We start from the raw sequence: 18,647 nt of genomic DNA on the forward strand, positions 1-18,647 counted from the left end.
GTTTTGTTATGCAATTGTAAAGGTAGGGCGGTGAGAGGCCTTACTTCTTTTAAAACAACTTCCATTAAGTTTTGTTTTCTCATTTAAGAGGTATTATTTGAATTAGCTATCAACACACTTCTCCCGCCCGCCTTTCTCAGTTGCACTAACTCATTATGATTTACTAACAAAACTTTAACTCTATGAAAGTAAAGAAACTGTTTGGGGCATTGGCAATTATGCTGCTCTTTGCGGCAACCGCCCAGTCCCAAGAAAAGACGATTACAGGTACGGTCGTTGACGAAGGAGGTATACCATTACCTGGCGTCAATATCGTGGTTGAGGGTACTACCACTGGTACCCAGACCGATTTTGACGGCAATTATGCCATCAGCGCCAGTGAAGGTCAGGTTTTGATCTTCACCTACATTGGGCAGAGTGATGAAAGAAGAACGGTAGGTGCCCAAGATGTGATCAATGTTCAAATGCAAGAAGATGCCCAGGCCCTTGAAGAGGTTGTTGTGACCGCACAGGGTATCCAAAGAGAAGAAAGATCTTTGGGGTATGCGGTTACCACTGTTAACGAGGATCAGGTAGCGTCAAGACCTGAAGCGGATATTGGCCGGGTACTTCAAGGAAAAGTTGCAGGTGTCAACATCACTTCCAATAATGGTTTGTCAGGTTCAGGTACCAATATAATCATTCGTGGGTACTCTTCTGTGACGCAGTCTAACCAACCATTATTTGTGGTAGATGGTGTGCCAGTTGATTCTGGAACCAATACCCAGACCTCTTTCTTGGATGGGAATACCGAGTCGAGCAGATTTTTGGATATTGACCCCAATACCATAGAAAGTCTTAGTGTTCTTAAAGGATTGAGTGCTACGGTTCTTTATGGTAACCGAGGTAGAAATGGCGTAATATTGATTACGACCAAAGGATCTACAACAGGTGAATCGGTAAGTAAAACTGAGATAACGGTCAATCAATCAGTGTTCATGTCCGATGCCATACTGCCAATCTATCAAGATAATTACGGTGGAGGTTTTCACCAAGGGTTCGGTTACTTCTTCTCAAACTGGGGCCCAAGGTTTGATAGAACCGATGATGATGGTATTTCGCAAGCGGCCCAGTTTACCGGTAATCCCGGCGGCCCGGCAATATTATTGCATCCGTATAATTTCATAGCAGACCAAACATTGATAGCAGGTAATGAGGATTTATTGTCACAGCCTTACGAGTATCGCCCATATAATGGTGTCGAGGAGTTTTTTAGAAAAGGTGTTGTGACAAGTACGTCAATAAATGTTAGGGGAGGCGCAGAAAATGTGAGCTTCAACCTGAATTATGGGCGTACCGAAGATAGGGGAATTACCCCAGGAAATAGGGTGCTCAGAAATAATTTCAGCTTGGGTGGTAATGCAAGGCTAAGCAACAAGTTCAGTATTAATGGGGTGTTTAACTTCATTCGAACCGATTTCACATCTCCACCGAACGCCGTGAGTACGGGTAGTGGTGCCGCCTTTAACGGGGGTGCAGTTTTTGGGGATTTAATGTATACCCCCAGAAGTGTCGACCTGACCAATTTGCCCTTTCAGGCAGCAGACGGTAGAAGTGTATACTACAGGTCAGGAAATGACATCCAGAACCCATACTGGACAGTGGCCAACGTGAGGACGGGGCAAGATACCGATCGTTTCTTGGGCAATGCGTCCATTAACTATGCAATCAACGATTGGATGAATATAACTTACCGACTAGGTCTTGATACGTATTCTGAATTCAATTTTTACGGTCAGAATAAAGGAGGGGTCGATGGGGTTCCCTTAGGGGTTTTGCGAACTACTTCTGTTCGAAATACCATTTGGAACCATGATATCATTCTAACAGCAGATCGAGACCTTACAGAGGATATTAATTTTAAGGCCATTGCAGGGCTTAACAGCCGAAGGGACGAATATGCCCAAGATGGTATTGAGAGCCAAGGCCAACTGGTTTTTGGTGTGCTAGAGCATTTTAACTTTACCACCCCTTCATCGGTGAATTCATTGGTAAGAACCGGTAATGCAAACCTGAACCAGAATTTTGAAGAGAATCTGGTCGGTGCCTATTTAGATTTGACGCTTTCGTACAAAGACTTTTTATTCTTCAATGCGGTAGGCAGAAATGACTGGTCATCAACACTTGAGAGGGAGAACAATTCCCTGTTCTACCCTGGTGCCAGTATTTCGTTTGTGCCGACCTCGGCATTCGAGGGAATTCAAGGAAATGCGCTGAACTATCTTAAACTACGTTTAGGATATGGTTCATCGGCTGGTTTTCCTACTCCTTTCAGTACCAGAAGTGTATTGGGCTTGAATGCAAGAAGTCTTGTTGACATCAATGGAAATGTCATCTCTTCGAATAGTGTCGACAATGTGCTCGGAAATAGGGATTTAAAGCCAGAGCGAATTGAAGAATTTGAAGTAGGTATAGATTCTAGGCTTTTCAACAGATTCAACCTAAATGTCAGTCTTTTTGAAAAAACGACTACAGATTTGATTACCAACAGGGCCTTGGATAGTTCTACAGGATTCCAAAGCACAACGGTAAATATTGGTGAAATACAGTCTCAAGGGGTTGAAGTAGATTTTGACTTTGATGTACTCAGGGAAAGCACCGATAAAATAGGCGTTAACATAGCAGGTAACTTTTCTGCCATTGAAACAACGGTAACAGATTTGGCAGAGGGTACCAATAACATCTTGCTTACAGATGCTGTTTCGGGCGAGGCTGCCAACTATGCTGTTGAAGGAAGACCTTTCGGTGTTCTCTTGGGCAGTACTTATCAGCGTGACGCAGATGGAAACAGACTGGTGAATGATGCGGGTAGATATCTGTTCGATCCCAATATCAGTGAAATCGGAGATCCAAATCCAGATTGGACAGCAGCCGTTGTACCCACGATTACGTTTAAGAATTTCACGCTTTCTGCCAATTTGCAGTACCGTCATGGCGGTGACATCTATTCTGTCACAACTGCAGCTCTAATAGGTAGGGGAGTTGTTGACTTCAACGATCCCATCGATAGGGAGTCACAATATATTCTTCCAGGGGTCAAGGCATCTGATGGTACCCCCAATGATGTGGCAATCAGTTCTACTGAATTCGGATTCAATACCTTTTTTGGTGGAAATATAAATGAGATCAACGTCTTTGATGGTACTACTATCAGGTTGCAAGAAGCTTCTTTGGGATATACCCTGCCAAAAGATCTACTGAGGGGCACGCCTTTTGGAAGCATGTCATTTACCATTTCAGGTCAAAACCTTTGGTATGATGCAGTGAATTTCCCCGACAATGTTCGATATGATACCAATTCCTCGAGTACAGGGGTAGGTAATGGTCAGGGAGTGGATTTCTTCACAGGCCCTTCTGCAAGAAGATATGGATTCACCGTAAGAGCTACTTTCTAACACGTTAAGAAATGAAAAATATTATAAAGAATAGTATGAAAAATAGGTTTAAGACTATTGGTTTGGCGTTTGTCGCCTCATCAATGTTATTGACGAACGGATGCGAGACCACAGGGTTGGAAGTGGTGCCAAGTCCGAACTTTTTAAACCCAGAACAGGCAGATGTAGATTTTTTCCTGAACAGTATTCAGCAATTGGTCGCAAAACTACATTCTGGAACCGAAGGACGTGCTGAAAACGGATGGGCCCAATTTGGTATGGAGGCCGTTCGAATTCAACATCAGTTTGGCCCAACATATAGAGAATCATATGAACCTTCAGATTTTGATCAGATTTGGGACGATGCGTATTCTGAAGCGTTGATCGATATCAGAACCATGAACCCTCTGGCTGAAGAGGCAGGTCAGTTTACACATCTTGCCATTGGTCAAATATTAGAGGCGTATATCATAACCACATTGGTCGATCTGTTTGGCGATGTTCCGTATACAGAAGCTGTACTTGGCAATGAAGGTGTCTTGAATCCGGCCTTGGATACAGGTGCTTCCATCTATGCCGCGGCCGATCAGCTGTTGGTCGATGCGATCGCCAACTTGAATCGCAGTGAATTGTCATTGCCGACAAATGATATCTATTACGGTGGCGATGAGAGCCAATGGGTAAAGGCGGCCAATACGATGCGATTAAGACTTGCCATCCAGTCTCGTTTGGCAAACCCGGCCGAATCTACCAGTATTATCAACAGTTTGGTAGCAGGAGGCAACTTGATTCTTGATTTTGCTGATGATATGCAGTTTCAATGGGGTACCAATAACGCGGCTCCTGATAGCCGGCACCCCTATTTTGATCAAAATTATGATGGTCAAGGGCCTAGTTCTGATTTCTATACCTGTAACTACTATATGGACCTCATGGCCAATCAATATGGTGATGTCGATCCCAGGATACGCTATTATTTCTATAGACAACAAAGTGATTTTTCGGGTGCCGATGTAATTACCAAAGAATGTGTCACCGAGATTACCATTCCGGCTTGGTGGGCAGACTTCAATACGTATTGTTTGGTTCCCAATGTAAATGGATATAATGGTCTGTGGGGCAGAAACCACCTAGATGATGATGGTATTCCGCCAGACGATGCTTTCCGTACGCTACATGGGTTATACCCGATCGGTGGCCCGTTTGATGATGATTCGTTCAGAAATGTTGCCGGATCGGCAGCCGTTAGTGAAGGATTGGCAGGTGGAGGCATCTCACCTATTTTCTTGGCCTCTAACACGAATTTGATGTTGGCTGAGGCCGCACTTGTTCTGGGTACGACAGGAAACGCTAGAACCTATTTAGAGAATGGGATAAGACAGTCTATGAATAAAGTAGCTGCTTTTGGTGCTGTTTTGGCAGCAGGTAGCGGTTTCGAGGCTACTCCGGCCTTGATCGATTCGCACGTGGCAGAGATTCTTACGGCTTTCGATGCGGGTGATGATACAGATAAGTTAAGAATCATAGCCGAACAGTTGTTCATTGCTGATTGGTGCAATGGTATGGATGCATACAATGCGTACAGAAGAACAGGGCAACCTGATAACTTAACACCGGCGACCAGGGTTCAAGACCCAGGTACTTTTCAACGTTCTATGTGGTATCCACAAGTCGCCGCAGACAACAATATCAATATCACTCAGAAAACCAATCCGGATACTCCGGTATTTTGGGACACAAACCCTGAAGGATTTGTAGACTGATAATTAAAAAAAATGAGAAAAATGAGAAAAATAAATAAATTCATTATTTGCTTATTACTTGTTCCAATCGCTTTTATTTCGTGCAAGGACGAGGATAAGGATCCATTCACCGTAGCTGAGGATGAAACAAACATTGCTCCTTGGGTTCGAATAAAGGATTTTCAGTCTGTTGTGGCTGCAGGTGATATAGCATCCAGTAGTTTTGACGCCACTGTTGATGTTGTTCGAGACAATGTGGCATCATGGGATGTTACGGTAAGTTTGGAGTCTGGTGGTACCACAATAGATCCAGTGCCCCTTACCTCCATTACCAGTTTTCCGGCCGATATATCCATTCCCTATACTGATATAGCCTCTCTTCTTGGTATAACCACAGATGATATGAATGGAGGGGATTTCATCCGTTTTCTGGGGACTACGACCGCAACCGACGGTAGGGTGTATACCTTTGAAAATTATAGTGCGAGTATTACGGGTCAGCCTGAACAATTGCAGGCACTGAATTTTATTGTATTGGTAAAATGTTCTCCCATTTCTGATGCAACAATTTCGGGTACTTGGACCTTAGAGATGGAAGATAGTTTTGGAGATGGTTGGGATGGTGCTTTCGTTACCTTTGAAGTCGATGGGGTAAGCACCAACTATACTATTTCTGCTGGCCAAGGTGGTGCTGCAACACATGTCATTGACGTTCCTGCAGGAACATCAGAACTGATTATCTCTTATACAAGTGGTTCTTTTGAAGAAGAGCATTCGTATACAGTAGAAACACCTGATGGTGATATTAGAGGGCCTTTTGGTGCCCCTGGACCCGATGGGCCTGGGCCGCCTCCTTGTATCAACTAATTTCAAAATTTAGAAAAACGGAAGGGTCGCAATCAGCGACCCTTTTCTTTTGGGGCATTCTTCTTCTCAATCAGTTTTTTATTTTCTTTGGTCTTGCCGAGATATGATTATTTTTACAATTACTTTTTAACTCAGTTAAATGATTGCAACAATTTGTAGAAAAGCACATTTCAATGCTGCCCATAGGCTGCACAACCCTAATTGGAGTGACGAGAAGAACGTTGAGGTTTTTGGAAAGTGCAACAGCCCAAATTATCATGGCCATAACTTTGATTTAGAGGTAAGGGTAAGGGGTGAAGTGGACCAAGATACCGGCTTTATTATGGATTTGGCCGAGCTGGGCCGAATCATAAGGGACAAAGTTGAAGAACGCTTCGATCACAAGAACTTAAACGAAGACTGTCCAGAATTCAAGAGCGTACTTCCTTCAACCGAAAATTTTGTGAAAGTCATCTATGATATATTGAAACCCGAACTGAAATCTGGACAAAAACTGCACATTACCCTGCACGAAACACAAAAGAATTCTGCAGAGTATGGAGATTGGTAACAAATTTCCGATATTTGCCGCCTCAACGGAAAGTCGGCTTTGGTTACCTGCCCGCCGAATATAATTTGGAGTATTAGCTCAGTTGGTTTAGAGCGCTGCCTTGACAGGGCAGAGGTCACTGGTTCGAATCCAGTATACTCCACTACTCTTCTTTAAAGGGAAACTGAGCAGGTCGCTGACTTTCCGAACCAATGTACCCTATTTTTAGATGCAATTTTATATACGGTATCCCGCACTGTTCTGGGAACGAACCCCAAAGGAGCGGCGATCAATTTCCATTTGGGCACCTTTGAGACAATTTTGAGAAAACCATCAGAGTGGGTAAAAATAGTGTCACATTCAATTAGTATCACGGTTTCGAGCATTTGGGTCGAGAAGCCATTCTGTAAGAGTAGTGACTGTCCTTTTCGGGATTGGAACGGAACGAACTCAAAAACATCATTTGGAGCTACTTTAAAAAGCCAATTGACCACACCATTGCAGAGATTGCATTCCCCATCGAATATGATTAGACTTTTTTTCATGAATCAAGTAGCATTGATGACTTGGTCGGACAGGTGGGCCAACTATTTCATAAGAAAGCGATATTTTACAAAATTTTAGTATTTGCTAGAGCAGATCAAGCAGACGTTCCAATGCCATGCCTCGAGAGCCCTTGATCAGAATGGTAGAAGGCTCTAAGGGATTTTCCTTTAAATGATCGGCTATTTTCTGAAAATCCTCAAATTTTTGAAAACTGTTTTTGGTCTGGCTGAAATTTTTACCGATGAGATAAACATGGTGAAATCCTAAATCGGCAGTGACATCAGTGATTTTTTGATGTTCTTGTGCCGAAGCTTCACCAAGTTCGAACATATCGCCCAAAAACAACACTTTTGGGGCACCTGCCATGGTGACAAAATTCTTCAGCGCGGCCAACATACTGGTCGGATTGGCATTGTAGGCATCCAGCACGATCGTATGATTGTTCTTCTTTAAGACTTCAGACCTGTTGTTTGCAGGGCGATAGCCCTCTAGGGCCAATTTTATATCTCTCTTGGGCACATTGAAGTACTTGCCCACGGTGATGGCAATGGCACAGTTGCTAAAATTGTATTCCCCGATCAGTTGTGTTTCAATTTGCAGCCCTTCAAATTCGATGACCACAAAGGGATCCGTTTTCACTGGTCGTATTTGGTAAAAGTCATGATTGTGGGTGCTGAATCCGATTTTTTTGATGTATGGCGCGAGTTTTTCCCTTTGAATGGGATCGTCTGCGTTCATGAAAACATATCGGTCGTTGGCCATTAGGTAATCGTAGAGCTCGCTTTTCCCTTTTATGACCCCCTGTACCCCTCCAAAACCTTCAAGATGCGCCTTACCGAAATTTGTGATATAGCCATAGTCAGGCTGTGAGATACCAGAAAGAAATGCAATTTCTCCCTGATGGTTGGCCCCCATTTCAATAATGGCTATTTCTGTATCTTCTTTGATGGTCAATAGGGTAAGGGGCACCCCGATATGGTTGTTCAGGTTTCCTGAAGTTGCTATGGTGCGGTATTTTTTGTCGAGCACTGCATGAATCAGCTCTTTTGTGGTGGTCTTGCCGTTGCTTCCGGTCAATGAGATGATTTTGGCCTTGCAATGGTTTCGATGGTAAATGGCAAGCTTTTGTAGGGTTTCCAACACATTTTCAACCAAAATGGTCTTTCCCTCTTCATGAAACCCTGGTTCATCGATAATGGCATATTTTGCTCCTTTTTCAAGCGCTTCGGCCGCAAATTCATTTCCGTTGAAGTTAGGTCCCTTAAGGGCAAAGAAAAGGCAATCTGATTCAATTTTTCGGGTATCTGTACTGACTATGGGGTATCTCAAAAAGAGGTCGTGAAGTGCTGTCAATGTCATGGGTCGAAGATAAAAAAAACCCTGACGTTGTCGGTCAGGGTTTCAAATTTCCATAGAATTTTTTTATCGTGCTTTTTTGTGCCGTACGGTCTTGTTCTTTGTCTTTGACTTTGAACCGACCCTTGACATGGCACATCTGAATCCGATATCATCGGTGGCCATGTATTGGGGCAAATATCTTCTTTGCGCTGGGTCTAACCAAAAGGCCCTATCACGCCAAGAACCACCTTTGTACACCCGTACTTCATCATTGATCAGTGATGTTCTGAAGTTCGAGGTGTCGTATTGACGTAAGATTTTACCGGTAGAATCACGCTCTACCTTATGCTGTGGAGAATCGTACATTTTTCTAGAGTCACCGTCATCATCGCTGAACCTTTCGAAGAAACGTGAAGAACCTGGGTCACCATCGCGATAGCCCCTGTTGTCACTTTTTGAAAAATTGGTTCTTAGATAGGTCTCTTCATCCCCAACAGGTACTTCTTTGATTTCACCTGGCAGGTTAAGGGCCACAATTCTACCATTGGGAAGGGTATCGTAGACAATGGAATCTCTCAATACCTTTACCTTACCGTCTTCACCTATGGCCTTTTTGGTATAGATGTTTCCGCGGTAATAGTTGAAGTCGCTGATTTCATCATCAACAATGGGGCGGTATACATCGGCAACCCATTCTGAAACATTGCCGGCCATATCGTAAAGACCAAAATCATTGGGCTTGTATGATTTGGCAGGTGCAGTGATATCGGCACCATCATCTGACCAACCAGCTATTCCGCCATAATCACCCTTGCCTTGTTTGAAGTTGGCCAATTGGTCACCACGGCCAACGCGTTGGCCATTTCTTGTATAATCGCCTTCCCATGGATATTTTTTCCTTCCGCGGTAATTGTTGTACTCTCGGCTTCCGATAAGCGCCTGTGCGGCATATTCCCATTCGGTTTCGGTAGGCAATCTGTACTCGGGCATCAAAACACCACTGGTTCTCTTGGCAAAAACTGAGATGGAATCTCTCTTCTGCTTTCCTTGAAGGGAATCGATTTCGCCACCATAGACCGACTCTGGATTATTGAGGTATGCGTCGGTGCTGAAAGTGCCTCCGACCTCACCGTTCAAAACGCTATACAAGGCCTCTTCTTGAATGAAGCCCTCTTTGGCCAACATCAGTTCGTTTACCCTATCGGTACGCCATTCGGCATATTGGGTAGCTTGTACCCAGTTTACACCGACCACTGGGTATTCGGCATATGCAGGGTGTCTTAGATAGTTGTTGGTCATGGTCTCGTTGAAACCGAGCCTGTTTCGCCAAACCAAGGTGTCGGGCAAGGCGCCTTTATAAATATTTTCGTATTTCGGATTTTCTGGAGGATATACCTTCTTCAAGTAATCAAGGTACTCCATGTACATTTTATTGGTCACCTCCGTTTCATCCATGTAGAATGACTGCACGTGCTGTTGGGTAGGGGTATTGTTCCAATCATACATCACGTCGTCTTGTACCTTACCTTTGGTAAAGGTTCCACCTTCTATGAACACGGTGCCTGGAGGAGTCTCTTGTTCTTTGAAATCTGAATTGTACTGAAAACCGCCATCCTTGGCATTGATTTTCCATCCTGTTGCGCGTGAAAGATTTTTTGATGAGGACATTGACGAATTTTTGCAACTTGTAATGCCTACCATGATTACTGCACAAGAAAGTACAACCTTGATAGAGTGTTTTTTCATAATTTGGGCTTGAGTACTTGAAAAACAGGTATTTACTCCATTTTTCACAATAATTCAATTAGTGTTTACATTCAGTTTCGCCAATAGAACGCATAAAATCGGAAGATATTTTGCGGTGTCGCATATTTGTGGACAAAAAAACTTCGTATTATGTGATGGCTACCCTGATAACGTTTTGAAGGGCAAATTAGTATTGAAATCAATGCAAAAGTATAGCTCAGTGGGGGTACAGACCCTTTGATTTCAAATTAATTTGAAGAGAGGAATAAAAATTCAAAAAAAAGCACTTCAATACACAAGAATTTGTTAAAACACCCGTTTACAGGTAATACATCTAATTTATTTTCCCTTTTTGGACATATTTTAGACTTTTGCGATCGTAAAAAACTAAATTGAAATAATGAAAAAGTTACTGATTTGTTTTCTGCTCGTAGGCTTGTTGAAAACCTTTGGCCAACAAGAGCGGGTAATCACCACAGCCGTTCCCTTTTTGAACATTGCTTCTGATGCCAGATCCTCTGGTATGGGCGATATGGGTGTGGCCACTAGCGTAGATGCTTTCTCTCAACAGTGGAATCCGGCCAAGTTTGCCTTTGCAGAGCGAAAAATGGGCATTGGGGTTAGTTACACGCCCTATCTTGAAAGTATCGTCAATGATGTTTCGTTGCTCAATGCCAACTACTACAATAAAATAAACGAGAGAAGTGCCTTTGCAGTAAGTTTGAGATATTTCGGTCTGGGTGAAATCGAGTTAAGACAGACCATTGACCAAGAGGCCACTCTGGTGAAGCCCAATGAATTTGCCATTGATGGATCGTATTCGTTGAAGCTGAGCGAGACGTTTTCGATGGCCGTTGCAGGGCGCTTTATCAGCTCGAACCTAAGATTTCAAGAAATTCAGAATGTCGACTCACAAGCTGCCAATGCCTTTGCGGTAGATGTGGCCGGTTTTTATCGTTCGCGCGAAATTGCCTATAACAGTTTTGATGGCCGATGGAGAGCAGGTTTCAATCTTTCAAATCTTGGTGGAAAAATACAGTATGATGAGGGGGGGCAAGAAAACTTTTTGCCCACTAACCTGAAGTTTGGTGCCGGATTTGACTTCATTTTCGATGCTGATAATACTTTGGGCATCCACACAGAATTCAATAAGCTGTTGGTGCCTACCCCTCGAGATTTCGATGGTGATGGCGACATTGATGCAGAAGACAACGATGAATACCAACAAATCGGTTTTTTCAATGGTGTTTTCGAGTCATTTGGCGATGCTCCAGATGGCTTTAGCGAAGAACTGCAAGAAATTACGTGGGCATTGGGGGCTGAATATAGCTATCAAGATGTATTCATGTTGCGCACCGGTTATTTCAATGAGAGCGAAGAAAAGGGCTCACGTCAGTTCTTTACCCTTGGTGCAGGTTTTAAGTTCAAGGTGGCGCAAATCGATTTATCGTACCTGTTCTCGACTTCACAAGTCCGTAATCCATTGGAGAATACGCTGCGTTTTTCGCTTACCTTTAATTTGGGTGAGGAATTTTATAACGACTAGACACCTAAATGTCATAAGAAACAAAGAAACCTGTCAATCGACAGGTTTTCTTATTTTTAAGGATAACCAAACGCAATAATGGAAAAGAAACATATCGGTTTTGACCTTACCATTCTAGCTTCAGAAGATGAGCTTTCCATAGAAGAAAGTACACTGCTCAAAGAAGCCGAAAAGGCTAGAAGAAAAGCCTACGCCCCATATTCGAATTTCTTTGTTGGTGCGGCGGTTTTGATGGAAAATGGCGAAATCGTTTTGGGCAACAACCAAGAGAATGCTTCCTATCCTTCTGGGCTTTGTGCTGAACGAGTGGCCGTTTTTCAAGCTGGGGCAAGGTTTCCCAATGAAACCATAAAGGCCATTGCCATAAGTGCATCCTCAAAGAACTATACGGTAAAAATTCCAGCGGCCCCCTGTGGTAATTGTAGGCAGTCCATCGCCGAATACGAACAACGGCAAAATTCACCTATATCCATTCTTTTCAGGGGAGAGGAGGGCCCGGTTTACAAGTGCGGTTCAATAGGTGATTTGCTACCACTAGGGTTCGATAATTCCTATCTGGGCAATTCTTGAACCAAATTTTTTTCAGGAACGGATATATATGTATTTTTGTTTTTCCCTATTCTGGGAGAACATTGTATAACATTACTGTTTGATGAAGAAAATTACAAAAGAGATTTACCTGAAATGGTATGAAGACATGCTGTTTTGGCGCAAGTTCGAAGACAAGCTCGCAGCGGTCTATATTCAACAAAAGGTAAGGGGGTTTCTCCATCTTTATAATGGACAAGAAGCGGTTTTGGCCGGGTCGTTGCACGCGATGGATCTGACCAAAGACCGTATGATCACAGCGTATCGAAATCATGTGCAACCGATCGGTATGGGCGTTGACCCCAAAAAGGTCATGGCCGAACTCTTCGGTAAGGTGACCGGTACCTCAAAAGGTATGGGCGGTTCTATGCATATTTTTTCAAAGGAATATCGTTTTTACGGTGGCCACGGTATTGTTGGGGGCCAGATTCCCTTGGGAGCGGGCTTGGCCTTTGCCGATAAATATTTCAAAAGAGATGCCGTGACGTTATGCTATATGGGAGATGGTGCGGTTCGACAAGGTTCGTTGCATGAAACGTTCAATTTGGCCATGCTGTGGCAATTGCCGGTGGTTTTCATCTGTGAAAACAATGGGTATGCGATGGGTACTTCGGTGGCCCGTACCGCATACACTACCGATATTTGGAAACTGGGCCTTGGCTATGAAATGCCGTGCACCGATGTCGATGGTATGGATCCCGCTGTTGTGGCCAAAGAGGTGCACAAGGCAATTGAACGGGCCCGAACGGGTGGCGGACCTACCTTTTTAGAGATGAAGACCTATCGCTATCGCGGCCATTCGATGTCAGATGCACAACATTACCGTACCAAAGAAGAGGTCGAAGAGTATAAAAAAATCGACCCCATCACACAGGTGAAAGACGTTATTCTAGAAAAGAAGTATGCCACTGAAGAAGAGATAAAAGTTATCGATAAAAGGGTAAAGGACTTGGTCTCTGAATGTGAGAAATTCGCTGAAGAATCAGACTTTCCGCCAATTGAGCAACTGTATGATGTGGTGTACGAACAAGATGATTATCCATTTTTACAACATAAATTATAGGCACTATGGCAGAAGTGATAAACATGCCCCGATTGAGCGATACCATGGAAGAAGGTACCGTGGCAAAATGGCTCAAAAGTGTAGGTGACAAGGTGGAAGAAGGTGATATTCTGGCCGAAATCGAGACCGACAAAGCCACGATGGAGTTTGAGTCTTTTCACGAAGGCACACTTTTGCACATAGGCATCAAGGAAGGTGAAGGTGCCCCGGTCGATTCACTGCTTGCCATTATCGGTGAGGAAGGGGAAGATATTTCAGCCCTGCTCAATGGAGGTCCCTCAATACCTGAGGACAGTGCCCCAGCAGTTGAAGAAACAACAGAAGAGAAGCAAACTACATCAGCGGCTCCTAGTGCCGAAATTCCTGAAGGGGTTGAGATCATTACCATGCCCCGATTGAGCGATACCATGGAAGAGGGCACCGTTGCCTCATGGCTGAAGAAAGTCGGTGACACGGTTGAGGAAGGTGATATTCTGGCCGAAATCGAGACCGACAAGGCCACAATGGAATTTGAATCGTTCTATTCTGGAACGCTTTTGCATATCGGCATAAAAGAAGGAGAAGGCGCACCCGTTGACTCGCTTTTGGCAATTATAGGCCCGGACGGAACAGATACCGATGCGGTATTGAAAGCTCATACGGGCGGTGGTGCTTCTTTAGAAAGTGCCCCAACGGCGATTGATGAGAAGGTTGAAACCCCCAAAGAAGAAATAAAAACGGAAAGTGCCCCACAAATTCAAGTTGATGGGCAACGTATTTTTGCTTCACCGTTGGCAAAGAAAATAGCATCGGAAAAAGGCATCGACCTATCGCAGGTGAATGGTTCTGGTGACCATGGCCGTATCGTAAAACGAGATGTAGAGAACTTCAAACCTTCAGAGCAGAAAGCGACACCGACCGTTGCAGCACCAGAGACAGCCATGACCGCACCGGTAGTTCCGATTCAATTGCCCGTGGGCGAAGAGAGCAGCGAAGAGGTCAAGAACTCACAGATGCGAAAGATCATTGCCAAGCGTTTGGCCGAATCAAAGTTCACGGCACCACATTATTATTTGACCATCGAGGTCGATATGGCCAATGCAAAGGCATCACGTGTGCAGATCAATGATTTGCCCGATACCAAGGTATCGTTCAATGATATGGTTTTGAAGGCCTGTGCGATGGCCTTGAAGAAACACCCACAAGTAAACACGTCATGGAATGGCGATACCACCAAATACAATCACCATGTGCACATGGGTGTAGCGGTGGCCGTTGATGAAGGTTTGGTCGTACCTGTGTTGAAGTTTGCCGATCAGATGACCCTGACCCAAATTGGGGCTTTGGTCAAAGATTTGGCAGGAAGGGCGCGAAACAAAAAAATCAAGCCCGATGAAATGGAAGGTAGTACCTTCACGGTTTCCAATCTGGGTATGTTCGGTATTCTCGAGTTTACCTCAATCATCAACCAACCCAACTCGGCCATCTTATCGGTTGGGGCCATTGTTGATAAACCAGTGGTGAGAAATGGTGAAATTGTCGCGGGCAGCACCATGAAAATTACATTGGCCTGTGATCACAGAACCGTAGATGGTGCCACAGGGGCCCAGTTCTTGCAAACACTGAGAGCTTATTTGGAAAACCCAGTGACCATGTTGGCGTAAAGCCCATGACCTTTTTGTTACACCGGGCCTGTCGAGGTGTTTGAAGTGAAGACAGAAACAATTTTTGGAAGCATCCTTTTATCAGGATGCTTTTTTTATCTTTAAATACACTAAAGGTCCGCTATGAAAAATATTGGTTTTTTACTTGTTTTCTTATTGTTGACAGCTTGTGGTACCACTCAAATGGTACAGTCGCCAGAAACACCTCCAGCAGGTCCTGATGGGTTGAAAGCCAATACGAACGGTATCGTCGAAGTTTCCAAAGAAGTGAACTTTACCGACGCCAACCTGGTCGGGGGGCATATGAATTACCTGGCCTCTGACAAGTTAAAAGGGAGGGATACCGGTAGTGAGGGCATTGAAATGGCGGCACGCTATATTGAGAACCGTTTTAAAGACTATGGGGTGAAGCCCTATTTCAAAACCTATCGAGATACACTTTCGAATTATAAAAAACCTGCTTACAATATTGTCGGTATGGTGTTGGGCAGCGATTCAAGCCTTAAAGATGAGTTTATACTGATAGGTGCCCATTATGATCATATTGGCGTAACCAGGCCGCAAAACGGCGATTATATTGCCAATGGCGCAAACGACAATGCCTCGGGTACTTCAACGGTATTGGAATTGGCACGGTATTTTGGTACGAAAAAGGTCAATAAGCGCAGCCTTATCTTTGCCCTTTTCAGTGCTGAAGAAAAAGGATTGTTGGGGTCGGAGCACTTGGCCAAAAAACTAAAAAAAATGGATTTGAACCTTTATACCATGCTTAATTTTGAAATGACAGGGGTTCCATTAAGGGGAAAAGATTACGAGCTCTTTATCACCGGATACGACATATCAAATTTGGCCAAGGTCAGCAATAAATATGCAGGTGAAAAACTGATCGGGTATTCGTCCATCGCCGAAGAGAATGATTTGTTCAAAAGATCTGACAATTATCCCTTTCACAAGGTTTTCGGAGTGCCTTCACATACCTTTTGTGGCTTTGACTTCACCAACTTTCCCCATTATCATAGACCCAGCGATGAGAACAGTGAAATGGACTTTGATCATATGGCCCGTGTGGTGAACAAAATGATTCCTGTAGTGGAGGGCATTGCAAACGCCCCAAATCAAGAAATCAAAAAGAAATAATACAAATGGCCAATGTTATCATAACGGGTACCAGCCGCGGCATCGGCTTTGAACTCGTAAAACTTTTTGCCGAAGACGGGCATCGGGTTCTAGCCCTTTCACGAAACGAAAAACCTGTGGCCGATTTGAATTTGGAGGGGGTCACAGCTTTCCCTTTTGATTTGGGCAATACTACTGATTACCATAAAGTATCCAAGTTTTTAGAGGGATGGGAAAAGGTAGATGTGCTCATCAACAATGCCGGGAGCCTTTTGAACAAACCTTTTTTGGAAACCACTACTCAAGAATTCAAAACGGTGTATGAAGTAAATGTCTTTGGTGTGGCCGAAATTACGCGTACCGTGTTGCCCAAAATGAATAAAAAGGGCCATGTGGTGACCATCAGTTCGATGGGCGGTGTACAGGGAAGCATGAAGTTTGCTGGCTTGTCGGCCTACAGCTCAAGCAAGGGGGCCGTTATCACCTTAACAGAATTGCTCGCTGAAGAATTCAAGGAAACAGGTCCTTCGTTCAATGTATTGGCGTTGGGTGCCGTGCAAACTGAAATGCTCGAAGAAGCTTTCCCAGGTTACCAAGCACCGCTCACGGCCTTGGAAATGGCCCACTATATAAAACAGTTTGCCCTGACAGGACAGCAATACTACAATGGCAAGCTGTTACAGGTGAGCAATAGTACGCCTTGATTCTAATTCTTTTACAGTATGGATGCTTCAATGGTGATGTCGGCGTGCTTCCAAGCCTTGTCAAATTCTTTTTTAATGTTGTTGGCCTCATCGTTTTTGCCTTGGGCCTTGAGACTTTGATAAAGTCCCATCAATGACCAACCGTTCTGTCTGAGTTGTTCCAAATCTTCATTATAGATTTTCTCTGCCTCACTATACTTTTCGGCTTTCATTAAAATGGCCCCCAAAGTCTGTCGTGAGGGGATATGCCATGGCGAAGGCTCACTGTAAATCAATTGATCTTCCAGTTCCACCGCTTTTTTCAGATGTCCAATGGCATTGATAAGGTCTCCCTCTTTGGCTGCAATTTCACCGGTCACCACTTCATAGGTCACTTTGGCGATATTGGAGGTAGGATTCGTATAGTTCGCAATGACATCATCAAGGCTAGGGTCATCTTTCATGGCTTCTATGGCCTGTAATTCTTCTTTGGCCTCTTTCAGATTGTCTTTTCGCAAAAAGGCAATGCTACGGGCATAGTGCCATATAAGTTTGAGGTGCTTGTAATCGTCTCCTTGATAGGGAATGGTCAAAATCTCGTTCCATTTACCGAAACGGGTGTATGCCAAAAGGGGCGTTGAGGCAAAATCCTGTAAGAAAGGCAATGTGGCCAATTCAGCTATTGGCACTTTTTCAGCAGTTTTTTTTGCGGCATCGATGGCCGTTTCACTATCACCTAGCAGACTGGCGGCCGACCACAAAAAGTGGAGATTATGTGGATAATATCCCAAGGGGTACATGCCTTGCGAATAGCACTGCGAGATATAATCCTCATCGGCTAAGATAGCCTTCTGGTTTGATGCCACGGCGTCTAGATAACGGCCCACACGAATGTAAATGTGCGAGGGCATGTGCACCAAATGCCCAGCTGCGGGCATGAGACCGCCCAATTTATCGGCACTTGGCACGGCCAAATCAGGTTGGGGCAGTTCGACCATATGTATATAATAATGGTGTGCCCCTGGGTGGTCGGGATTGATCTTGATCGCTTTTTCAAGTGCTGCCTTGCCTTTCAATGTGTTTGGTGCCGGACTACCATCATTGTTCCAATAATTCCAGGGCATGGTGTTCATAATGGCGGCCGCATAAAGTGTCTGCACATCGGCATCTTCTGGAAATTGATCGGCCACTTTGGCCATCGACTCCATATAGGCAATGTTCAGCTCGGCAATGTCTTTGTTCATATTATCGCTATAGCGAGACCCCAGTGCCGCAATAAGTGCTTTTTCTTTGGCAGAGGCTTTGTCAGTGGTTTTTTGTGCCTTTTGCAATGCCTTGAAAGCACTCATTTTTCGTTCATCATCGGGTAATGGATCATTAATGTTCGGTCCCAACGCGTATGCCTGTCCCCAAAATGCCATAGCGGAATTGGGGTCTAATCGTGCAGCTTCCATGAACGAACGGTGGGCCTCGGCATGGTTAAAGGCATAGGTAAGCCGCAACCCTTGGTCAAAAAAGGTCTGCGTCTCATCGGTCGAGGTCGAAATGGCAAAACTGTGGTTGCCCAGATTTTCAAAGAGAGGGGCGATCTGTTGGGTGGTGTCAACGTCTGTCAGCATGAATTTGGCAACAGTGCACTTCAAAAAGTTCATTGAGGCCATTTGGGGTGGTGGATTCGTCTTTTGCTGTGTTTTTGTAAAGATAAAAGTTGCTAATAGGGCCAATGCCACTAAAAGCAATAGTTGCGACTTTTTCATTGTGATGGTACTGTAGTGTTTTTCGTATTGTGGTACTACGGATATCCGTAAAGGGGAGAACTGCTTAAAA

The 18,647-nt window shown here is 44.2% G+C and carries 14 protein-coding genes and 1 tRNA gene; 11 read left to right on the forward strand and 4 right to left on the reverse strand.

Features of this window, described 5'->3' with window-relative positions; translation table 11 throughout:
• The first annotated feature begins 218 nt into the window (after positions 1-218).
• The 5 genes from L0P89_RS11035 (at position 219) to L0P89_RS11055 (ending at position 6,714) form a co-directional block, all read left to right on the forward strand.
• Positions 219-3,434, forward strand: a complete 3,216-nt coding sequence (locus L0P89_RS11035; protein ID WP_409557575.1) for a SusC/RagA family TonB-linked outer membrane protein — start codon at positions 219-221, stop codon at positions 3,432-3,434.
• Positions 3,435-3,469: 35 nt separating this feature from the next.
• A complete protein-coding gene (locus L0P89_RS11040) occupies positions 3,470-5,176 on the forward strand; it encodes a SusD/RagB family nutrient-binding outer membrane lipoprotein (RefSeq protein ID WP_235265158.1) in 1,707 nt (568 codons plus the stop codon).
• A 21-nt stretch (positions 5,177-5,197) separates the two neighbouring features.
• On the forward strand, positions 5,198-6,022 hold the full coding sequence (locus tag L0P89_RS11045; RefSeq protein ID WP_235265159.1) for a hypothetical protein: 825 nt from the start codon (positions 5,198-5,200) through the stop codon (positions 6,020-6,022).
• A 139-nt stretch (positions 6,023-6,161) separates the two neighbouring features.
• Positions 6,162-6,572 (forward strand): 6-carboxytetrahydropterin synthase, encoded by a 411-nt coding sequence (locus L0P89_RS11050; RefSeq protein WP_235265160.1) that lies wholly within the window; start codon positions 6,162-6,164, stop codon positions 6,570-6,572.
• A gap of 67 nt (positions 6,573-6,639) precedes the next feature.
• A tRNA-Val gene (locus tag L0P89_RS11055) sits at positions 6,640-6,714 on the forward strand.
• Positions 6,715-6,724: 10 nt separating this feature from the next.
• On the opposite strand, the gene L0P89_RS11060 is transcribed toward L0P89_RS11055, so the two are convergent.
• The 3 genes from L0P89_RS11060 to gldJ form a co-directional block, all read right to left on the reverse strand.
• Positions 6,725-7,096 (reverse strand): thiol-disulfide oxidoreductase DCC family protein, encoded by a 372-nt coding sequence (locus L0P89_RS11060; protein ID WP_235265161.1) that lies wholly within the window; start codon positions 7,094-7,096, stop codon positions 6,725-6,727.
• An 85-nt stretch (positions 7,097-7,181) separates the two neighbouring features.
• Entirely contained in the window at positions 7,182-8,456 is a 1,275-nt protein-coding gene (gene murF / locus L0P89_RS11065; RefSeq protein ID WP_235265162.1) for a UDP-N-acetylmuramoyl-tripeptide--D-alanyl-D-alanine ligase, read from the reverse strand.
• Between the two features lie 63 nt (positions 8,457-8,519).
• Positions 8,520-10,181, reverse strand: a complete 1,662-nt coding sequence (gene gldJ / locus L0P89_RS11070) for a gliding motility lipoprotein GldJ (RefSeq protein WP_235265163.1) — start codon at positions 10,179-10,181, stop codon at positions 8,520-8,522.
• Positions 10,182-10,581: 400 nt separating this feature from the next.
• Here gldJ and porV point away from each other — a divergent pair, with 400 nt between their 5' ends.
• The 6 genes from porV to L0P89_RS11100 all read left to right on the forward strand — a co-directional run bounded on the left by porV (position 10,582) and on the right by L0P89_RS11100 (position 16,841).
• Positions 10,582-11,727, forward strand: coding sequence for a type IX secretion system outer membrane channel protein PorV (porV, locus tag L0P89_RS11075; RefSeq protein WP_235265164.1), 1,146 nt, complete (start codon positions 10,582-10,584; stop codon positions 11,725-11,727).
• Positions 11,728-11,805: 78 nt separating this feature from the next.
• Entirely contained in the window at positions 11,806-12,297 is a 492-nt protein-coding gene (cdd, locus tag L0P89_RS11080; RefSeq protein ID WP_235265165.1) for a cytidine deaminase, read from the forward strand.
• An 82-nt stretch (positions 12,298-12,379) separates the two neighbouring features.
• Positions 12,380-13,378, forward strand: a complete 999-nt coding sequence (gene pdhA, locus L0P89_RS11085) for a pyruvate dehydrogenase (acetyl-transferring) E1 component subunit alpha (RefSeq protein WP_235265166.1) — start codon at positions 12,380-12,382, stop codon at positions 13,376-13,378.
• A gap of 5 nt (positions 13,379-13,383) precedes the next feature.
• The gene (locus tag L0P89_RS11090; RefSeq protein WP_235265167.1) at positions 13,384-15,021 is read left to right on the forward strand and encodes a pyruvate dehydrogenase complex dihydrolipoamide acetyltransferase; all 1,638 of its coding nucleotides are present in this window, start codon (positions 13,384-13,386) and stop codon (positions 15,019-15,021) included.
• A gap of 123 nt (positions 15,022-15,144) precedes the next feature.
• The gene (locus L0P89_RS11095) at positions 15,145-16,158 is read left to right on the forward strand and encodes a M28 family metallopeptidase (protein ID WP_235265168.1); all 1,014 of its coding nucleotides are present in this window, start codon (positions 15,145-15,147) and stop codon (positions 16,156-16,158) included.
• Positions 16,159-16,163: 5 nt separating this feature from the next.
• Complete coding sequence (locus L0P89_RS11100) at positions 16,164-16,841, forward strand: SDR family oxidoreductase (protein ID WP_235265169.1); 678 nt, start codon at positions 16,164-16,166, stop codon at positions 16,839-16,841.
• Positions 16,842-16,852: 11 nt separating this feature from the next.
• On the opposite strand, the gene L0P89_RS11105 is transcribed toward L0P89_RS11100, so the two are convergent.
• A complete protein-coding gene (locus L0P89_RS11105; RefSeq protein ID WP_235265170.1) occupies positions 16,853-18,472 on the reverse strand; it encodes a tetratricopeptide repeat protein in 1,620 nt (539 codons plus the stop codon).
• Between the last annotated feature and the right edge of the window lie 175 nt (positions 18,473-18,647).

The organism is Muricauda sp. SCSIO 65647 (genome assembly GCF_021534965.1).
Classification (GTDB): Bacteria; Bacteroidota; Bacteroidia; order Flavobacteriales; family Flavobacteriaceae; genus Flagellimonas_A.

Coding starts and splice junctions, on each gene's coding strand:
- L0P89_RS11035 (WP_409557575.1), top strand. CDS start 219: ATGCTGCTCTTTGCGGCAACCGCCCAGTCCCAAGAAAAGACGATTACA.
- L0P89_RS11040 (WP_235265158.1), top strand. CDS start 3,470: ATGAAAAATAGGTTTAAGACTATTGGTTTGGCGTTTGTCGCCTCATCA.
- L0P89_RS11045 (WP_235265159.1), top strand. CDS start 5,198: ATGAGAAAAATAAATAAATTCATTATTTGCTTATTACTTGTTCCAATC.
- L0P89_RS11050 (WP_235265160.1), top strand. CDS start 6,162: ATGATTGCAACAATTTGTAGAAAAGCACATTTCAATGCTGCCCATAGG.
- L0P89_RS11060 (WP_235265161.1), bottom strand. CDS start 7,096: ATGAAAAAAAGTCTAATCATATTCGATGGGGAATGCAATCTCTGCAAT.
- murF (WP_235265162.1), bottom strand. CDS start 8,456: ATGACATTGACAGCACTTCACGACCTCTTTTTGAGATACCCCATAGTC.
- gldJ (WP_235265163.1), bottom strand. CDS start 10,181: ATGAAAAAACACTCTATCAAGGTTGTACTTTCTTGTGCAGTAATCATG.
- porV (WP_235265164.1), top strand. CDS start 10,582: ATGAAAAAGTTACTGATTTGTTTTCTGCTCGTAGGCTTGTTGAAAACC.
- cdd (WP_235265165.1), top strand. CDS start 11,806: ATGGAAAAGAAACATATCGGTTTTGACCTTACCATTCTAGCTTCAGAA.
- pdhA (WP_235265166.1), top strand. CDS start 12,380: ATGAAGAAAATTACAAAAGAGATTTACCTGAAATGGTATGAAGACATG.
- L0P89_RS11090 (WP_235265167.1), top strand. CDS start 13,384: ATGGCAGAAGTGATAAACATGCCCCGATTGAGCGATACCATGGAAGAA.
- L0P89_RS11095 (WP_235265168.1), top strand. CDS start 15,145: ATGAAAAATATTGGTTTTTTACTTGTTTTCTTATTGTTGACAGCTTGT.
- L0P89_RS11100 (WP_235265169.1), top strand. CDS start 16,164: ATGGCCAATGTTATCATAACGGGTACCAGCCGCGGCATCGGCTTTGAA.
- L0P89_RS11105 (WP_235265170.1), bottom strand. CDS start 18,472: ATGAACTTTTTGAAGTGCACTGTTGCCAAATTCATGCTGACAGACGTT.